The sequence below is a fragment of the Vibrio sp. JZG10 genome, assembly GCF_054064075.1.
Genome location: NZ_JBSUGE010000033.1, coordinates 14,051 through 30,881 on the forward strand (window position 1 = coordinate 14,051; position 16,831 = coordinate 30,881).

The 16,831-nt window shown below is 45.5% G+C and carries 13 protein-coding genes; 8 read left to right on the top strand and 5 right to left on the bottom strand.

Features of this window, described 5'->3' with window-relative positions:
* Nucleotides 1–230 precede the first annotated feature (230 nt).
* Nucleotides 231–1,298 (top strand): uroporphyrinogen decarboxylase, encoded by a 1,068-nt coding sequence (hemE, locus tag ACWYVB_RS22995; protein WP_006743188.1) that lies wholly within the window; start codon nucleotides 231–233, stop codon nucleotides 1,296–1,298.
* Between the two features lie 238 nt (nucleotides 1,299–1,536).
* Here the strand turns inward: hemE and ACWYVB_RS23000 are convergent, their stop codons facing one another.
* Both ACWYVB_RS23000 and ACWYVB_RS23005 read right to left on the bottom strand, forming a co-directional pair.
* Entirely contained in the window at nucleotides 1,537–2,109 is a 573-nt protein-coding gene (locus ACWYVB_RS23000; protein WP_457530298.1) for a uracil-DNA glycosylase family protein, read from the bottom strand.
* Nucleotides 2,110–2,111: 2 nt separating this feature from the next.
* Nucleotides 2,112–3,035 carry a D-2-hydroxyacid dehydrogenase gene (locus tag ACWYVB_RS23005; protein WP_457530300.1) on the bottom strand — a complete coding sequence of 308 codons (924 nt, stop codon included), beginning with the start codon at nucleotides 3,033–3,035 and terminating at the stop codon, nucleotides 2,112–2,114.
* A gap of 66 nt (nucleotides 3,036–3,101) precedes the next feature.
* On the opposite strand from ACWYVB_RS23005, the gene ACWYVB_RS23010 reads away from it, so the two are divergent.
* Complete coding sequence (locus ACWYVB_RS23010; protein ID WP_457530302.1) at nucleotides 3,102–3,689, top strand: YjaG family protein; 588 nt, start codon at nucleotides 3,102–3,104, stop codon at nucleotides 3,687–3,689.
* Nucleotides 3,690–3,769: 80 nt separating this feature from the next.
* On the opposite strand, the gene ACWYVB_RS23015 is transcribed toward ACWYVB_RS23010, so the two are convergent.
* Nucleotides 3,770–4,903, bottom strand: coding sequence for a hemolysin family protein (locus ACWYVB_RS23015; protein ID WP_048625620.1), 1,134 nt, complete (start codon nucleotides 4,901–4,903; stop codon nucleotides 3,770–3,772).
* Nucleotides 4,904–5,156: 253 nt separating this feature from the next.
* On the opposite strand from ACWYVB_RS23015, the gene hupA reads away from it, so the two are divergent.
* Both hupA and ACWYVB_RS23025 read left to right on the top strand, forming a co-directional pair.
* Nucleotides 5,157–5,429 carry a nucleoid-associated protein HU-alpha gene (gene hupA / locus ACWYVB_RS23020; protein WP_005382524.1) on the top strand — a complete coding sequence of 91 codons (273 nt, stop codon included), beginning with the start codon at nucleotides 5,157–5,159 and terminating at the stop codon, nucleotides 5,427–5,429.
* Between the two features lie 39 nt (nucleotides 5,430–5,468).
* On the top strand, nucleotides 5,469–6,167 hold the full coding sequence (locus ACWYVB_RS23025; protein ID WP_457530304.1) for a DUF1481 domain-containing protein: 699 nt from the start codon (nucleotides 5,469–5,471) through the stop codon (nucleotides 6,165–6,167).
* 83 nt (nucleotides 6,168–6,250) lie between these two features.
* Here the strand turns inward: ACWYVB_RS23025 and purD are convergent, their stop codons facing one another.
* Both purD and purH read right to left on the bottom strand, forming a co-directional pair.
* A complete protein-coding gene (gene purD / locus ACWYVB_RS23030) occupies nucleotides 6,251–7,540 on the bottom strand; it encodes a phosphoribosylamine--glycine ligase (protein ID WP_457530306.1) in 1,290 nt (429 codons plus the stop codon).
* A gap of 293 nt (nucleotides 7,541–7,833) precedes the next feature.
* Entirely contained in the window at nucleotides 7,834–9,426 is a 1,593-nt protein-coding gene (gene purH, locus ACWYVB_RS23035; protein ID WP_457530308.1) for a bifunctional phosphoribosylaminoimidazolecarboxamide formyltransferase/IMP cyclohydrolase, read from the bottom strand.
* 265 nt (nucleotides 9,427–9,691) lie between these two features.
* Between purH and zntR the strand changes: the two genes are divergently transcribed.
* The 4 genes from zntR (at nucleotide 9,692) to ACWYVB_RS23055 (ending at nucleotide 16,111) form a co-directional block, all read left to right on the top strand.
* Complete coding sequence (gene zntR, locus ACWYVB_RS23040) at nucleotides 9,692–10,090, top strand: Zn(2+)-responsive transcriptional regulator (RefSeq protein ID WP_258642009.1); 399 nt, start codon at nucleotides 9,692–9,694, stop codon at nucleotides 10,088–10,090.
* 163 nt (nucleotides 10,091–10,253) lie between these two features.
* Nucleotides 10,254–11,822, top strand: a complete 1,569-nt coding sequence (gene cadC, locus ACWYVB_RS23045) for a lysine decarboxylation/transport transcriptional activator CadC (protein ID WP_258642010.1) — start codon at nucleotides 10,254–10,256, stop codon at nucleotides 11,820–11,822.
* Between the two features lie 692 nt (nucleotides 11,823–12,514).
* Nucleotides 12,515–13,858 carry a cadaverine/lysine antiporter gene (gene cadB / locus ACWYVB_RS23050; protein ID WP_053808506.1) on the top strand — a complete coding sequence of 448 codons (1,344 nt, stop codon included), beginning with the start codon at nucleotides 12,515–12,517 and terminating at the stop codon, nucleotides 13,856–13,858.
* A gap of 117 nt (nucleotides 13,859–13,975) precedes the next feature.
* The gene (locus ACWYVB_RS23055) at nucleotides 13,976–16,111 is read left to right on the top strand and encodes a lysine decarboxylase CadA (RefSeq protein ID WP_457530311.1); all 2,136 of its coding nucleotides are present in this window, start codon (nucleotides 13,976–13,978) and stop codon (nucleotides 16,109–16,111) included.
* Nucleotides 16,112–16,831 lie beyond the last annotated feature (720 nt).

Below are 16,831 nucleotides of genomic sequence, written 5' to 3' on the forward strand. Positions count from 1 at the left end.
GGAGGGGGTAAGTAAGATGTCGTTATGAGATGCTGAGTACTGGGTACTCAGTTTATAATTGTAGTTTTCGCTAGCGAACAAATTTTTAACACTGATACCGATTGGGTGCAAATTAAGCATTGATTTAAAAGTTAATAACTTGATCCAGGTTGCAAAGCACACAGCTATTGGACTTAAATCAGTGATAGAATACCCCCTTTCACAGAAAGCCTAACAGTTGGAATTACGGAATGACTGAATTAAAAAATGATCGTTATCTGCGTGCGCTTTTAAAAGAGCCGGTAGATTACACGCCAGTATGGATGATGCGCCAGGCAGGTCGTTACCTACCAGAATACAAAGCGACTCGTGCAGAAGCGGGTGATTTCATGTCTTTGTGTCGAAATGCAGAATTAGCATCCGAAGTGACACTTCAACCATTACGCCGTTTTCCTCTTGATGCCGCGATCTTATTCTCGGACATCTTAACGATTCCAGATGCAATGGGGCTTGGTTTACGTTTTGCTGCGGGCGAAGGACCTGTTTTTGATAACCCAATTACATGCAAAGCTGACGTGGAAAAAATTGGTTTGCCAGATCCAGAAGGTGAACTGCAATATGTAATGAACGCAGTACGTCAGATCCGTAAAGACCTTAAGGGTGAAGTGCCGTTAATTGGCTTCTCTGGTAGCCCGTGGACTCTTGCTACGTACATGATCGAAGGTGGCAGTTCTAAAGCCTTCACCAAGATCAAGAAAATGATGTACGCGGAACCACAAACTCTGCACTTACTTCTAGATAAGCTGGCAGACAGCGTTATCGAGTACCTAAACGCGCAAATTAAAGCAGGCGCGCAGTCGGTAATGGTATTTGACACATGGGGTGGCGTACTGACGCCTCGTGACTACAACCTGTTCTCACTGCAATACATGCACAAGATTGTAGATGGTCTGATTCGTGAAAACGATGGTCGTCGCGTGCCAGTCACACTGTTTACTAAGAATGGCGGTATGTGGCTTGAGCAAATCGCAGCAACGGGCTGTGATGCGGTTGGTCTAGACTGGACAATCAACATTGCAGACGCGAAAGCACGTATCGGTGATAAGGTGGCGCTGCAAGGTAACATGGACCCATCCATGCTTTACGCTTCACCAGAGCGTATCCGCGAAGAAGTAGCGGATATCCTAGAAGGCTTTGGTGATACGGGTACTGGTCATGTGTTCAACCTAGGCCATGGTATCCACTTGGATGTACCGCCAGAAAACGCGGGCGTGTTTGTAGAAGCAGTACACGAGCTATCTAAGCCATACCACAAGTAAGTTAGATTTTTTGAAATCCAATACCGGCCTTCAGTGCCGGTATTTTTTTACCTAAAATTCAGTTTTTATCTGAAACTCAAGGCTGTACAGCTCTAGTAGTATTTGGCCTACTATGATCTAATTACTATTTAAACTGTACGTATGTTGTTTAATCTTTTTATAAACAATAATTTAGTTGATTGGTGTTTGTACGCCAATTTTCTTGTACAGATAAAAAATCAATTAGATCATGGGTAACCTAAAGCATCGAGTGAACGCGTTTTTTAAGGTAGGGCACGACTTCAGATTCAAACCAAGGATTCTTCTTTAACCACAATGTATTACGTGGAGATGGGTGAGGGAGCGGGATAAAGTCCGGTTCCCAATCTTGCCATTGTTGAATAGTTTGTGTGAGCGTCTTGGGCTTATTGGTCAGGTAGTACTGCTGCGAGTACTGACCAATTAATAGAGTGAGCTCTATATTGGGCAGCTGCTCAAGAATCTTTCTATGCCAAGTGGGCGCACATTCTTTACGAGGCGGTAAATCACCAGAGTTCCCTTTGCCTGGATAACAGAATCCCATTGGGACAATGGCAATTTTATTTGGGTCGTAGAAAACGTCTTTGTCGATATCGAGCCATTGGCGTAATCGATCACCACTTGGGTCATTCCAAGGTATCGAAGTTTTGTGTACACGTGTGCCTGGGGCCTGACCGATGATTAGGATGCGTGCCCCTTTTGCGGCTTGTACGACAGGGTTTGCGCCCAAAGGTAAATTATCCGCGCATATCTGGCAGGCCCTCACTTGTTGCAATAGCTCGTCTAACGACATTCTCAGTAACCCTTTTCGAAATCCACTTGATAATTTAATGAAAACCCATCGCGCCAGCGTAGATAGTTGTCAGCAAAAATCTCGATGACTTGCTCGGGAAAACTCAGCGCAGCAATGTGTGGAGTGATGGTGACTTGCGGTAGTTTCCAAAACGGATGCTCTACCGATAACGGCTCTTGCTCAAACACATCTAAGAAGGCGTGTTCTACCCAACGGTTTTTCAGAGCGAAGAGCAACCCTGTCTCATCCAGTACGTCGCCACGACCAACGTTAAACAATAACGTCTGATTTAGTTGGCTGAGCGTTTGACGATTAAGTAACTGTCGCGTCTCAGGTGTACTTGGTAGAGTATTCACAACGATGTCGGCTTGTTCAAATGCCTTACTTAGTTCATTGATATGAAAGGTCTGATGAAATTCGCCGCCTGAAGTCGGGATACCTGTTCGGTTAATACCGATAGTTTTTATTCCCATTGCTTTAGCTGCGTTGCCCAAATAACACCCAATGCTACCAGTACCGAGAATCACCATGGTTTTACTTTGTAATGATGTATAGAGGTGAGGCTGCCATCGTTTGTTTTGTTGTTGCTGGTGGTATCGGTTGAAGTGGCGGTAATGGGCAATACTGTAACCCAGCACATATTCGGCAATTAATGGGCCGAAAATACCGCGTACGTTGGTCAGTGTGTAATCTTGGCGCAGAGCCGGTGACATTAAAGCGTTCACCCCCGCAAATGTGGATTGCACCCACTCAAGCTGTGAAAACTCGTCTAACCTTTGTGATAGTAATGGTGGATCCGCCAGTACGATCTGAGCTTCTTCAGGTTGGTCGGTGAGGCAAAGATCGGGCAGATTTTTCTCTGCCAGTAACGTTTTGTAGGTGTCGCGATGCTCTGAGAGCAGGAAAATCTGATTTGAATACGGCATTAACTTTTTTCCCTGTGATGAATCAAGTACACTTTCGCTGTTTTTTTCTTCAATGATTGAGTGACTATGCTTAAGAATCCTCTTCAGGTTCGTTTAGAAAAACTAGAACCTTGGCAACAAATTACCTTTATGGCGTGTCTGTGTGAACGCATGTATCCAAACTATGCGATGTTTTGTGAGAACACAGAATTTGCTGACCCGCGTGCTTACCGAGCGATTCTTGATAGTGTATGGGAAATTTTGACAGTTAAGAACGCGAAAATTAACTTCGAACGTCAATTAGAGAAGTTAGAAGAGTTGTTCCCAAGTGCGGATGAGTTCGATTTTTACGGCGTTTACCCAGCGATGGACGCGTGTCAGGGTTTGTCTACGTTACTGCATGGTCTATTGGACCGCGACTACCTTTTCGATTCAATGCTTAAAGTGAGCCAACAGTCGGTACAAACCGTTGCTGATCTAGAGCAAGCGCAAGGTGCAGAGCCAATAACCAACGACAACCAGAAAGAAAATGAAGCCGTATGTGAAGAATGGGACGTGCAGTGGGCTATTTTCCGTCCACTGCGTGAAGCGGTAGAGCGTGACATCAGCTTGATTAAAGGTTTACGTGAAGAGTTACGTGAAGAAGGCGTGAGCAACATCGGTATCGCACTTTAATCGTTGAATAGATAGAAAAAAGGCATCCTAAATGGATGCCTTTTTGTTTGCGACGTTTGAGCTGTTATGCCTAATGCTGATTACGATTCTTTAGAGTCTGGTTTTGTCACTTCTTGAGTTTCTGGCTCCTTGTGATGCTTCTCCAGTTCTTCCTCTTCTTCATCGTCATCGCGGCTTTCGATTACGCCGTGCATTTCTTTCCAGCTTTCCCAGCGTTGGTAAGCCAGCTCTTGCATGTCGGTACTTTTATCCGCTTCATCGATGATTTCTTCACCCACGAGGTGTTCAAAAATATCCTCCAACGTCACCAAACCTTGCACAGTACCGTATTCGTCAACGACAAGGGCTAGCTGTAGGCGATGAGTCATCATCTGGTCAAACACTTTCGGTAAAGTTGTGTTGTTTAGCACCACTTGAATCGGGCGCATGATTGCTCCCAGTTGTTTCTGTCCACAACCTGATTGTTGGAGTTTGAACAACTCAAGGCGGTGCACAAAACCAATGATGTTGTCTTTCTGCTCGCTATAAACCAATGGGCGGGAGAAAGGTGTATCCTTGTGTTTTTCTAGGAACTCATTGATGGTCATCGTGGCATCAATACGGAATACCACAGGACGTGGCGTCATAACCTGAGTTACAGGTACATCTTGGATGCCAAGCAAGTTGCTTAATATTTTTGATTCACCCTCGGCAAATTCACCGCTTTCACGTGCCAGAATCGCCATTGCAGACAGTTCATCACGCATTTTCGGAGCTTCGTGGTTACGAGCAAGACGCTTGGTGATTTGCTCTGAAAACCATACGAATGGCGTTAGCGCCCATACCATCCAACGTAATGCGACTGCCGCGGTTGGCGCCAATTGACGCCAGTAAGTTGCGCCAATTGTTTTCGGTACGATTTCTGAAAGCACCAAGATCGCCAGTGTGAGCACTGCCGAAAAGATACCTAACGCTTCGCTACCAAATACAACCGCAGCTTGTGCACCAGCAGTGGCCGCGCCGATGGTATGAGCGATGGTGTTTAGAGTCAGAATGGATGCCAATGGTCGGTCGATATCTGATTTTAGCTTAGCCAGTTGCCCAGCTGCGGGATGCCCCTGTTGATTGAGCTGCGCAATGTAGCTCGGACTGATACTCAGCAGTACCGCCTCCAGCACCGAACAGATAAACGAAATGCCGATTGCAATAGAGATATAAATGGATAACAGCAGCATAGTTGCCCTTGAATGTAGTTTGATAATGGTTATTTGCAGTTATTATAACCGCAAAAGTGCCTTATAAATTGGTCCAAATACCTTGGAAAGCAAGGGGTTTCAGGGGGGATGTGGTAACAAATTGTGAGTTATTACTCATATTATGGCTAAAAGTACGTCAGAAAATCGAAAGATCGCTTACAAACCTTTGCCAGATGGGGCATTTATGTTTTAGAGTGAGACGAATTCGATAACCTATGAGAAGGGAAACCTAATGAACAAGACCCAATTAATCGACTTTATCGCAGAGAAAGCAGACCTATCAAAAGCACAAGCAAAAGCTGCTCTTGAAGCGACTCTTGATGGTGTAACTGGTGCACTTAAAGAGGGTGACCAAGTTCAACTAATTGGTTTTGGTACATTCAAAGTAAACCACCGCGCTGCACGTACTGGTCGTAACCCTAAGACTGGTGACGAGATTCAAATCGCAGCAGCTAACGTACCTGCATTCGTAGCAGGTAAAGCGCTGAAAGAATCAGTAAACTAAGTTAGAATGCACCGAGGTATCCTGCCTCGGTGCAACTTCATGAAAAAACATCTACTCGCTTCACTTCTCTTATCTAGCTTTACCCTTTTTGGCTGTTCGTCGGTTGAAACTCCTAATTTAGAACAATTCACTCACTTCTCTGGCGGCAAAGTTGCTGGAGACGCAAGTAGCTTGTACTGGATGACCGAGAAACTCACTCGCGTGAGTACGGCTGCTGATTACGTAACGATGGGGGATAATGGCTGGTTTCAAAGTGACTACCGTTGGGATGAAGGTGAGCTTCGAGAGTTGATTCGAAAAGGTGAGCAAGTTGATACCAAGCAAGAGTTGGTGCCTTTTCAAATCCACATCCGTTTTAATAAAGATGGCGAAGCGGTTTACCAACAATATCGCGTTAATCGTAAAGTCTTACCACTTCAGCATGAACAATTAGAACGTTACAAGACAGAAGCGAATGATGTAGTGGCGTCGGTTAAGGCGCAGTCTCGTAACAGTCAGAGCCTCATTCAAGGTTATTGGAATGGCCAATCGTTTGAAACCTGCAAAGGTAAAGCGTTCTCGACACTCGAGTTTAATCAGACGTTGCCAAAATTTATTATCGATCGTCTCTCATCTGTAGACAGTTACATGGCTTTTGTCGGCAAGCAGTCACGAAATAAAGCAACGGTTGATGAACTGTTGATGCTCAATGATGATGACTTTGATTGTGTACCACGACCAGCATTGCTCGCTGAGTAAGCTTGGTGAGACTTACTAACTGACAGAGTAATAAAAAAGGCGCTGAATGCGCCTTTTGTTTTTTTAGCCAACTTAAGTTGTTTTTATTTTTCTTGCTCACGTGCAATCGCACGGTAGCCGATGTCACTGCGATGGAACATGCCGTCCCAACTGATCTGTTTTGCAAGCTCGTAAGCGCGTTGCTGCGCTTCTGATACGCTATTGCCAAGTGCGGTTGCACAAAGAACACGACCGCCGTTTGTTACGATGTTGCCATCTTTATTGTCTGTACCCGCGTGGAAGACTTTCTCGCCTTCAATTTCAACTTGTGGCAGACCAGAGATCACATCGCCTTTGTTGTACGCTGCTGGGTAACCACCGGCTGCGAGTACGATACCAATCGACGCACGTGGATCCCATTTTGATTCAACTTGATCCAGTTTTTGGTCAATCGCAGCCAAGCAAAGATCAACCAGATCCGATTCCATACGCATCATGATTGGTTGTGTCTCTGGATCACCGAAGCGGCAGTTGTACTCGATCACTTTAGGCGTACCATCTTTGTCGATCATCAGACCCGCGTATAGGAAACCTGTGTATGGGTTACCTTCAGACGCCATGCCACGTACCGTTGGGTAAATGACTTCTTCCATGATGCGGTTGTGAATTTCTGGTGTTACCACAGGAGCTGGCGAGTACGCGCCCATGCCACCAGTGTTAGGACCTGTATCTTTGTCACCTACGCGTTTGTGATCTTGGCTGGTGGCCATTGGCAGAACGTTCTCACCATCCACCATCACGATGAAGCTTGCTTCTTCGCCATCTAGGAACTCTTCGATAACCACGCGGCTGCCTGCGTCACCAAATGCGTTGCCTGCTAGCATGTCTTTGATTGCGTCTTCGGCTTCTTCTAGCGTCATTGCCACAATCACGCCTTTACCAGCCGCAAGGCCGTCGGCTTTCACCACAATCGGCGCACCTTGCTCACGCACGTAAGCAAGCGCTGGTTCAATTTCTGTGAAGTTTGCGTATGCACCGGTTGGGATTTGGTGACGAGCAAGGAAGTCTTTAGTAAACGCTTTGGAGCCTTCAAGCTGCGCTGCGGCTTGGGTAGGGCCAAAGATTGGTAAGCCCGCTTCGCGGAACGCATCAACCACACCAATAACCAATGGTGCTTCTGGGCCAACGATAGTCAGTTCAATCGCCTTCTCTTTGGCGAAAGCAACAAGGCCAGCGATGTCTTCTACATCGATGTTTACGTTCTCTAGTTTTGGCTCTAGTGCTGTGCCTGCGTTACCTGGAGCAACGAAGATAGTCTCAACATTTGGGTTCTGCGCCGCTTTCCAACCTAGTGCGTGTTCACGGCCACCTGAACCAATGATAAGTACATTCATTTTATTTATCCTTTGATAGCTGCGCCATATTGCTAATCTCTGCGTCGAGCTTGCTCATTTATACTTATAAACTCCGCGAGCTCTCCTTGACCTTATCAATATGGCTTTGCTCTAAAATGAAAATTTCTAAAACTAAGAGTATTTCAAATTAGCTAAATTAAATAAGTCTTGCTCAAAGTAGTTGATGATGTGGCTAGGCAACAATTGAGCCCATCCCGGAAACATAGCCAGCTACGTAACCGGGGTGGCCGAAAGCAGTTAACAATGCCACAGTGCCAAATACGATGAGGAAATTAGTGGCGGAAGTGACGCATACCCGTGAAGATCATCGCCATGCCGTGCTCATCTGCTGCTGCGATAACTTCGTCGTCACGCATAGAGCCACCTGGCTGAATTACGCACTTAATGCCGGCTTCTGCTGCGGCATCGATACCGTCGCGGAATGGGAAGAAAGCGTCAGATGCCATTACGCTACCGGCAACTTCTAAGCCTTCATCTGCGGCTTTGATGCCGGCAATTTTCGCTGAGTAAACGCGGCTCATTTGGCCTGCGCCTACACCGATAGTCATGTCGCCTTTCGCGTAAACGATCGCGTTAGATTTCACGTATTTCGCAACTTTCCAGCAGAATAGCGCGTCTTTTAGCTCTTCTTCTGTAGGTTGACGCTTAGAGACCACTTTAAGGTCATCCAGACTAACCATACCTTGGTCACGGTCTTGAACTAGTAGGCCGCCGTTAACGCGTTTAACGTCAAAGCCTGTTGTTTTAGTTGTCCACTCACCACACTCAAGTAGGCGAACATTCTTCTTCGCTGCAACGACTTCAATCGCTTCAGCAGAAACAGAAGGTGCAATGATCACTTCAACGAATTGACGTTCAACGATAGCGCTAGCCGTTTCTGCATCTAGCTCTTGGTTGAATGCAATGATGCCGCCGAACGCTGACGTTGGGTCAGTTTGGTAAGCGCGGTTGTACGCTTCGAGGATGTCTTTACCTAGCGCAACGCCACATGGGTTGGCGTGTTTTACGATTACACATGCTGGCTCGTTGAACTCTTTCACGCATTCAAGTGCGGCATCCGTGTCTGCGATGTTGTTGTAAGAAAGAGCTTTACCTTGGATTTGGCGAGCAGTAGAAACAGACGCTTCTTGTGGATTGGCTTCCACGTAGAAAGCTGCGGCTTGGTGGCTGTTCTCACCGTAGCGCATGTCTTGTTTTTTCTCGAACTGTTGGTTGAATGTGCGAGGGAATTTACTCTCTTCATCACCTTCCTTGTTCTCACCGTAAGATGGAACCATGGTGCCGAAGTAGTTTGCGATCATGCCATCGTAAGCAGCAGTGTGCTCGAATGCTGCGATAGCAAGGTCGAAACGAGTCTCTAATGTTAGAGATTTCTCGTTCGCGTCCATTTCAGCGATAACGCGATCGTAATCATGAGCGTTCACAACGATAGTCACGTCTTTGTGGTTTTTCGCTGCAGAGCGCACCATCGTTGGGCCGCCGATATCGATGTTTTCAACCGCGTCGGCTAGTGTGCAGCCTTCTTTGGCAACGGTTTCAGCGAATGGGTATAGGTTTACGACAACCATATCGATAGGGTTGATGCCGTGCTTTTCCATCACGTCGTCATCTTGACCACGACGACCAAGCACACCACCGTGAACTTTTGGGTGAAGCGTTTTAACGCGGCCGTCCATCATTTCTGGGAAACCAGTGTAGTCAGAGACTTCGGTTACGGCGATGCCTTGTTCGGCAAGTAGGCGTGCTGTACCACCAGTAGATAGGATATCGACACCGCGCTCAGCAAGAGCTTGTGCAAACTCAACAATACCTGTTTTGTCTGATACGCTGATAAGCGCACGGCGAATAGGACGAGCGTTATTCATGCTTCCATTTTCCTCAAATTCACGGAGTTAAAGATGTTTGCCAAAAATGAACTTGTTTTTACCTCTTGGGGTAAAATATTGGCCAGTTTTGGTAAAGACCTTTGTCGGATGTTTTCTGGTTAGAAAACAGTCTCCACATTTGATGGCGCGTATTCTAACCAATTTATTACAAAAAAGCTCGCGCAATCGTTTGGCATCTCAAAAATAATTGTGAAAAAGAGGTTCTTTAGCTTTAAAAGTAACGAGATAGTTAATAGGGAAAGTTATGTTTCAGATAGGTGAACTGGCAAAACGTTGTGGTGTGACGGCAGATACGCTGCGTTTTTATGAGAAAAACGCGCTGATAAAGCCCGCAGGTCGAAGTGAATCAGGTTATCGTCTCTATAATGAAGAGAATCAACAGCAGGTACACTTCATCCTTAAAGGTAAAGAGCTGGGCCTGAGCCTGGATGAGATTAAAGAGCTACTAGAAATCAAACTAGAAGCAACAGAACACAGCTGTGCAGAGGTTAAAGCTATTACTTCTGCTAAGTTAGAGCTGATTGATGGAAAAATTAACGAGCTAACGAAAATTCGTCGAGCTTTGAAGAAGATCAATGATGCTTGCTGCGGTCATACGGACGATGATGCTACTCATTGTTCTATCCTTGCAGCACTTGAGTAGTCTCATTTCTGCATCACTTAACTTAAGTTTGCATTTTTGGCGGCTTGCTTTTCTAGGTGCACGCCGTTTTCCCACCTATAATCTCGCCTTTAGTTACCTGTAGGAATTGACCATTGTTTGATTCCTGCCGTAGCGCTGTCTGTAGATACGAGAGTTTTCATACATGGTTGGAGTCTATTTTCAAATCAATGACTGGGTTTTAAGCGTTGATGAAAATAAGCTGTATCGACAAGATAGGGAAGTTACTGTTGAGCCACGCTTAATTAATCTTCTGCATTTCCTAGCGGAGCATGCGAATGAGGTGTTCAATCGTGAGGAATTGATCCAATACGTTTGGGCAGGGGCGATTGTGACCGATCAAGTGGTGACTCAGTCCATTTTTGAGTTGCGTAAATTACTGCGGGACGGTCGGGAAGAAAATACCAGCTACGTCATTACAGTGCCGAAACGTGGTTACAAGCTGGTGGCGAATGTGACCCCAATGACACTCGAGGAATTCCTCGCAAGTCGTCATTGTGATTCAGAAACTCTTTCTCCTATTGTTGAAGAATCAGAAGAAGATACTCTACCTATCGCACCTGCCGTCACCTTTCCTGCTGGCCCTCTGACTCGCGCGGTCTGTGAGATGTCTAAAGAGAAAAAGGCCCCTCAGAAAAAAAATAAAATCAGTCCGTGGCGCCTGGGGATCATGAACTTCATCTGGATCAGTGTTTTGGTTGTGGTGATGGGCGTGTTTACCTACAAGCAATCGGAAGTGCGTATTACTCAAGCCATCGATACTCACCTTATCGAATTCAAGTTTCAAGATAACTTCACGAGCGAAGGGTTAAGCTACGACTTGGCAGACGGGTTTGCCCAAAAGTTGATGTCCGACATTGCTCAAGTGAGCGATTACCGAGTCATGCTAAAGAAGGCGTCGTTTACCTCGGGTATTGTGCCGGGCAAATCGGTTGTGGTGCGGGTTCGTGAAAATGATGGTGGTAGCTTTTTAGAGGTGGAATATCGCAATAACTCATCTGAAAAGGTGTTGTTTAGTCGTCAATACGCGTTAACCAGCAGCCATTTAAAGACAGTGCTTCAACAAGCGTCGTTAGACTTGATGCAAGTCCTGAAAGTACCGGATGCCAAGCTGAAATCCACGATGCTGGTGGCGGGAATGCCAATTAACCCAGATGCTTTGGAGCTGTTTGTTCAAGCTAACCATTATCTCAATGTCTCGGATGCCAAGCAGTTTCGCCAAGGCGTCAACTTGATGGAAAACATTTTAGAAATTGAGCCAGATAACGCTTACGTTCAGGCAGAGTTATTGATTGCTTACCACGTGCAGAAGGTGCTCGATTTTTCACAGGAGTTGAAGAAAGGGCGAGTGCAGCAGTTGAGTGACGCACTAGAAACTAACGTAAAAATGATGGTTGGGCCAATTCAACCGCGAATTTATGAAGCTTTAGCCCTGCACGAAACCATTATTGGTGACATGGCTTCAGCCAAGCAGCATCTTGGGCAGGCTTTGAGGTTACGTGATTCGGTGCTTTCTTATGTGATTCGTGGTAAACACGCTGAATTGGATGGTGATCTGGATTTGGCCAGTGAGTCTTACAGCGAAGCTTTCTATATTGATACGTCGGTTGAGACGTACCTGCTGTGCGAAAACTTGGTCTTCCCAAGTAACATGAAGGCGATTGATTACGCCATGTATCGCGCTGTTCACCCTTCTGTCGTTCGAATGCTTTAATTCTCTCGTACTCTACGTCAGTTTAATACTAGCCCCTCATTTCGGTGAGGGGCTTTTTTGTAGCTGTCGAAAAGTGAAAAGGGTGGGCTGTGGGGTAATGACTTACGAAGGAGCCAGTAACGCAAGCTTGCAACGGGAAGACATATCCGGTTTTCTTCTCTATCTCTATCTCTATCTCTATCTCTATCTCTATCTCTATCTCTATCTCTATCTCTATTGATTGTATGGAGTGTCTGGCTGGGTTATTTGGCGAGAATGATTCTGATGCTTTCTTGCAGGCGAGATGAATATTGATGTGGGTCAAAAAGCGCGATCAGGGAGAGGTTTATGAAATCAACAGGTTCAGGGAATCAACCCTTCGGGGCGGGGAAGTTGATAGAGGTTGATAACTTTTGCCGAGATTACCAACGAGTTGATGAGAGTTTATCTATCGGTAGAAGGTTTGATGTTTTTATTATAACTATATGAATAATATAGTTTTATGTTTTTGTATTCATCATGTTTATCTCAACTTGATGTTGATGAACTAATCATTTTATTGATAACGCCAAGTTTATTTTTTTCCCAGTTTTTGGGCGTAGTCTTCACTTCGAAATTTAGCGAGGTCGAGCAGGTATCTACTTCATAGCATCTCGCTAATAACCGTTCAGTTTGAGTCACGTTGACTTGAGTAGAATAGATTTGGAGATGTTATGTCATCGAATACGAAAAAAATTGGCCTAATTGCCTGTACGGGTGTAGTCGCCGGTAACATGATGGGTAGTGGTATTGCACTGTTACCTTCTAGCCTAGCTTCAGTAGGCTCTGTTTCAATTTTCAGCTGGCTGATCTGTTTGATCGGTGCACTGAGCCTTGCGTTTGTTTACGCTCGTCTGGCAACCAAAAACCCTCAAGAAGGTGGTCCTATCGCTTATGCGGGCGAAGTTTCCCCAGTCTTTGGTTTCCAAACGGGCGTGCTTTATTACCACGCGAACTGGATTGGTAACCTAGCTATTGCTATTACAGGTGTTTCTTACCTTTCAGTATTCTTCCCTGTGCTTAATGACCCAATCCCAGCAGGTATTGCGACGATTGCATCGGTATGGATCTTCACTTTCGTTAACCTACTTGGTGGTAGCTGGGTAAGCCGTCTATGTACGCTTGGTCTTGTTCTAATCCTCATTCCTGTTGTTGGTACAGCGGCGTTTGGTTGGACGCACTTCGACACTGCGCTATACAGCCAAAACTGGAACGTATCTGCGGGTACGGATAGCCATGCGATTGTGACTGCGGTTCTTATCTGTCTATGGTCATTCGTTGGTGTGGAATCAGCAGCAGTATCGACAGGTATGGTAGAAAATCCTAAACGTACTGTACCTCTAGCAACCATGCTGGGTACTGGTATCGCAGGTGTGATTTACATCCTATCAACTCAAATGATCAGCGGCATGTTCCCTGCTTCTGAAGTTGCGGCATCAGGTGCGCCATTTGCACTAGCAACCACTGAGCTATTCGGTAGCTGGACTGCACCATTCGTATCAGCATTCACAGCACTAGCATGTTTCACTTCGCTAGGTTCTTGGATGATGCTGGTGGGCGAGGCTGGTAAACGTGCAGCAAGCGATGGCAACTTCCCTAAAATCTACGGCGAAACTGACAAAAACGGTGTGCCTAAGAAAGGTCTAATCCTTGCGTCAATCAAGATGACTGCGCTAATGGTTGTACTGATGTTCTTTAGCTCTAAAACAGCACACGCATCAGACCTGTTCAACCAGCTAACAACTGACGCAGTACTACTAACTATGCTGCCTTACTTCTACTCAAGCATTAACTTGATTCGCTTCGAAGGTATGACAACACGCAACGGCTTCGTAATGTTGTTCTCTGGTGTGGCTTGTCTGTTCTGCTTCATTGCACTAGCGGGTGCAGAGGGCGGTACGCTAACAGCAACCTTCATCGTGTCTCTAGTTATCTTGATGTTCTACAGCAAAAAAGCAGGTCTTGCTCAGTACGTGAAAATGCACGCTGACGACATGCCTGCCCAAGCAAGCAACTAATCCCCAAAACACTGGCACTACGGTGCCAGCCCATAAAACCCAAATTCACGCGGCGCTCACCTTACTCATTGCCTGTAAATGGCAAAGAGCGCCCTCATTCGCCTTGGAGATGTCCAAATGAATATATTCGCTATCTTGAACCACATGGGTGTGTTCTTTAAAGAAGAGCCAGTTCGTCAACTTCACGCTGCTCTTGAGAAAGCGGGCTACGAAGTGGTTTACCCAGTAGATGATAAAGACTTGATCAAAATGATTGAGATGAACCCACGCATTTGCGGTGTGCTGTTCGACTGGGATAAATACTCACTAGAGCTATGTGAACGTATTAGCCAAATCAACGAAAAACTGCCTGTTCACGCATTTGCTAACGAACAGTCTACTCTAGACATTTCACTAACAGACCTACGTCTAAACGTGAGCTTCTTCGAGTACGCTTTAGGTATGGCTGACGACATCGCTATCAAAATCAACCAAGCGACTGAGGCATACAAAGATGCCATCATGCCTCCATTCACTAAAGCGCTATTCAAATACGTAGAAGAAGGCAAATACACCTTCTGTACTCCAGGTCACATGGGGGGTACAGCATTCCAGAAAAGTCCTGCTGGTAGCATCTTCTACGATTTTTACGGTCCAAATACATTCAAAGCGGACGTATCAATCTCAATGCCTGAGCTAGGTTCTCTACTAGACCACTCAGGTCCACATAAAGATGCAGAAGAATACATCGCACGCACATTCAATGCAGACAGCTCGTACATCGTAACTAACGGTACGTCTACATCGAACAAAATCGTGGGTATGTACTCAGCGCCTGCGGGCAGCACAGTACTGATTGACCGTAACTGTCACAAATCTCTGACTCACCTAATGATGATGAGTGATGTAACGCCAATCTACTTCCGCCCAACTCGTAACGCATACGGCATCCTTGGTGGTATTCCAAAAAGTGAATTCAGCCGCGATGTAATCGCAGAGAAAGTGGCGAAAACACCAGGTGCAACAGCACCAACTTACGCAGTAGTGACTAACTCAACTTACGATGGTCTGTTGTACAACACACAATTCATCAAAGAGTCGCTAGATTGTAAACACATCCACTTCGACAGTGCTTGGGTGCCTTACACTAACTTCAACCCAATTTACGAAGGTAAATGTGGTATGAGTGGTGAAGCGATGCCAGGCAAAGTGTTCTACGAAACACAATCAACACACAAACTGTTGGCAGCGTTCTCACAAGCTTCAATGATTCACGTGAAAGGTGACTTTGATAAAGAATCTTTCAACGAAGCATTCATGATGCACACTTCAACTTCACCTCAGTACGGCATTGTTGCTTCTACTGAAACTGCAGCGGCAATGATGCGCGGCAACACTGGTAAGAAGTTGATGCAAGACTCTATCGATCGCGCAATCCGCTTCCGTAAAGAGATCAAACGCCTAGAAGCAGAAAGTGACAGCTGGTTCTTCGATGTATGGCAACCAGAAAACATCGATACCACAGAATGTTGGAAACTAGACCCTAGCGATACATGGCACGGCTTCAAGAACATGGATGACAACCACATGTATCTTGACCCAATCAAAGTCACGCTACTGACTCCGGGGATGAATAAAGAAGGCGAACTAGAAGAATCAGGTATTCCTGCTTCGCTGGTGGCTAAATTCCTAGACGAGCGTGGCATCGTGGTTGAGAAAACAGGCCCATACAACTTGTTGTTCCTATTCTCAATCGGTATCGACAAATCAAAAGCAATGCAATTGCTACGCGGTCTAACTGAATTTAAACGTGGCTACGACTTGAACCTAACCATCAAGAGCTTCCTTCCTTCGCTATACAACGAAGACCCAAGCTTTTATGAAGGCATGCGCGTTCAAGAACTAGCACAAGCAATTCATGACCTAACTAAGAAATACAACCTACCTGAGCTAATGTACAAAGCGTTCGATGTTCTTCCAGAAATGAAAGTGACACCACACGCAGCATGGCAAGAAGAGCTTCGCGGTAACGTAGAAGAAATCAAACTGGAAGAAATGGTTGGCCGCGTAAGTGCGAACATGATCCTTCCTTATCCTCCAGGTGTGCCACTAGTACTTCCTGGTGAAATGGTGACTCAAGAGTCTCGTCCTGTGCTGGACTTCCTAGAGATGCTTTGTGAGATCGGTGCGCATTACCCAGGTTTCGAAACCGACATCCACGGTCTATACCAACAAAAAGATGGTAGCTACACCGTAAAAGTATTGAAGAACTAAGTTCCTCTCGAAGATGACGCCATTGGGAATGCAAGCATGCTCCACTCTTACGAGCTCAATGTGTCATCGAACAACCACGACATTTAGATATACCCCTAGCTAATCTGTCGTAAAAGAGAAGGGCAAGGATGCTCTGATCTTTTCTTCTATATAGAAGAAGCAATTTCCAAGACTTCACCTGAAGTACCCCAAATAAAAAGCAAAGACCAAAGAGCAGTTCGTTATCGTTCTGCTCTTTTTTATCTTTTATACAGCAGGCAGAAAAGAAAAAGCGCGCTGAGCGAATATCATTTGCTTCAATTACATCAAATTTGAAGATCGTAATTCAGGTAGAAACGCCCTTTTTCTTGAGGAAAGATCCTTTTAAATGAGAGAAAATAGCCAAGATCGCTTGGTATACACACAAAGTGATTGCTATTTGTTCGGTTGAAAGTTTTTTTGCAAAAAAACGCTTGTACTAATTTCTCAACTCCCTATACTGCGCATCCACCGACACGGAGTGAGACGAAAGTCACACAGCGAATCGGAAGTGAGAGAAAAAGAAATTTGAAAAAATGCTTGACTCTCTCACGGTGCGGAGTAAGATACGCACCCCTAACGACGAGCAACTAAGTTGCTGGATAAGTTAGAAAAGCTCTTTAAAAATATAAACCTATCAATCTGTGTGGGCACTCGTTGATGATAATCCAATTAGAAGCTTCAGCTTCAAATTAGGTTTCA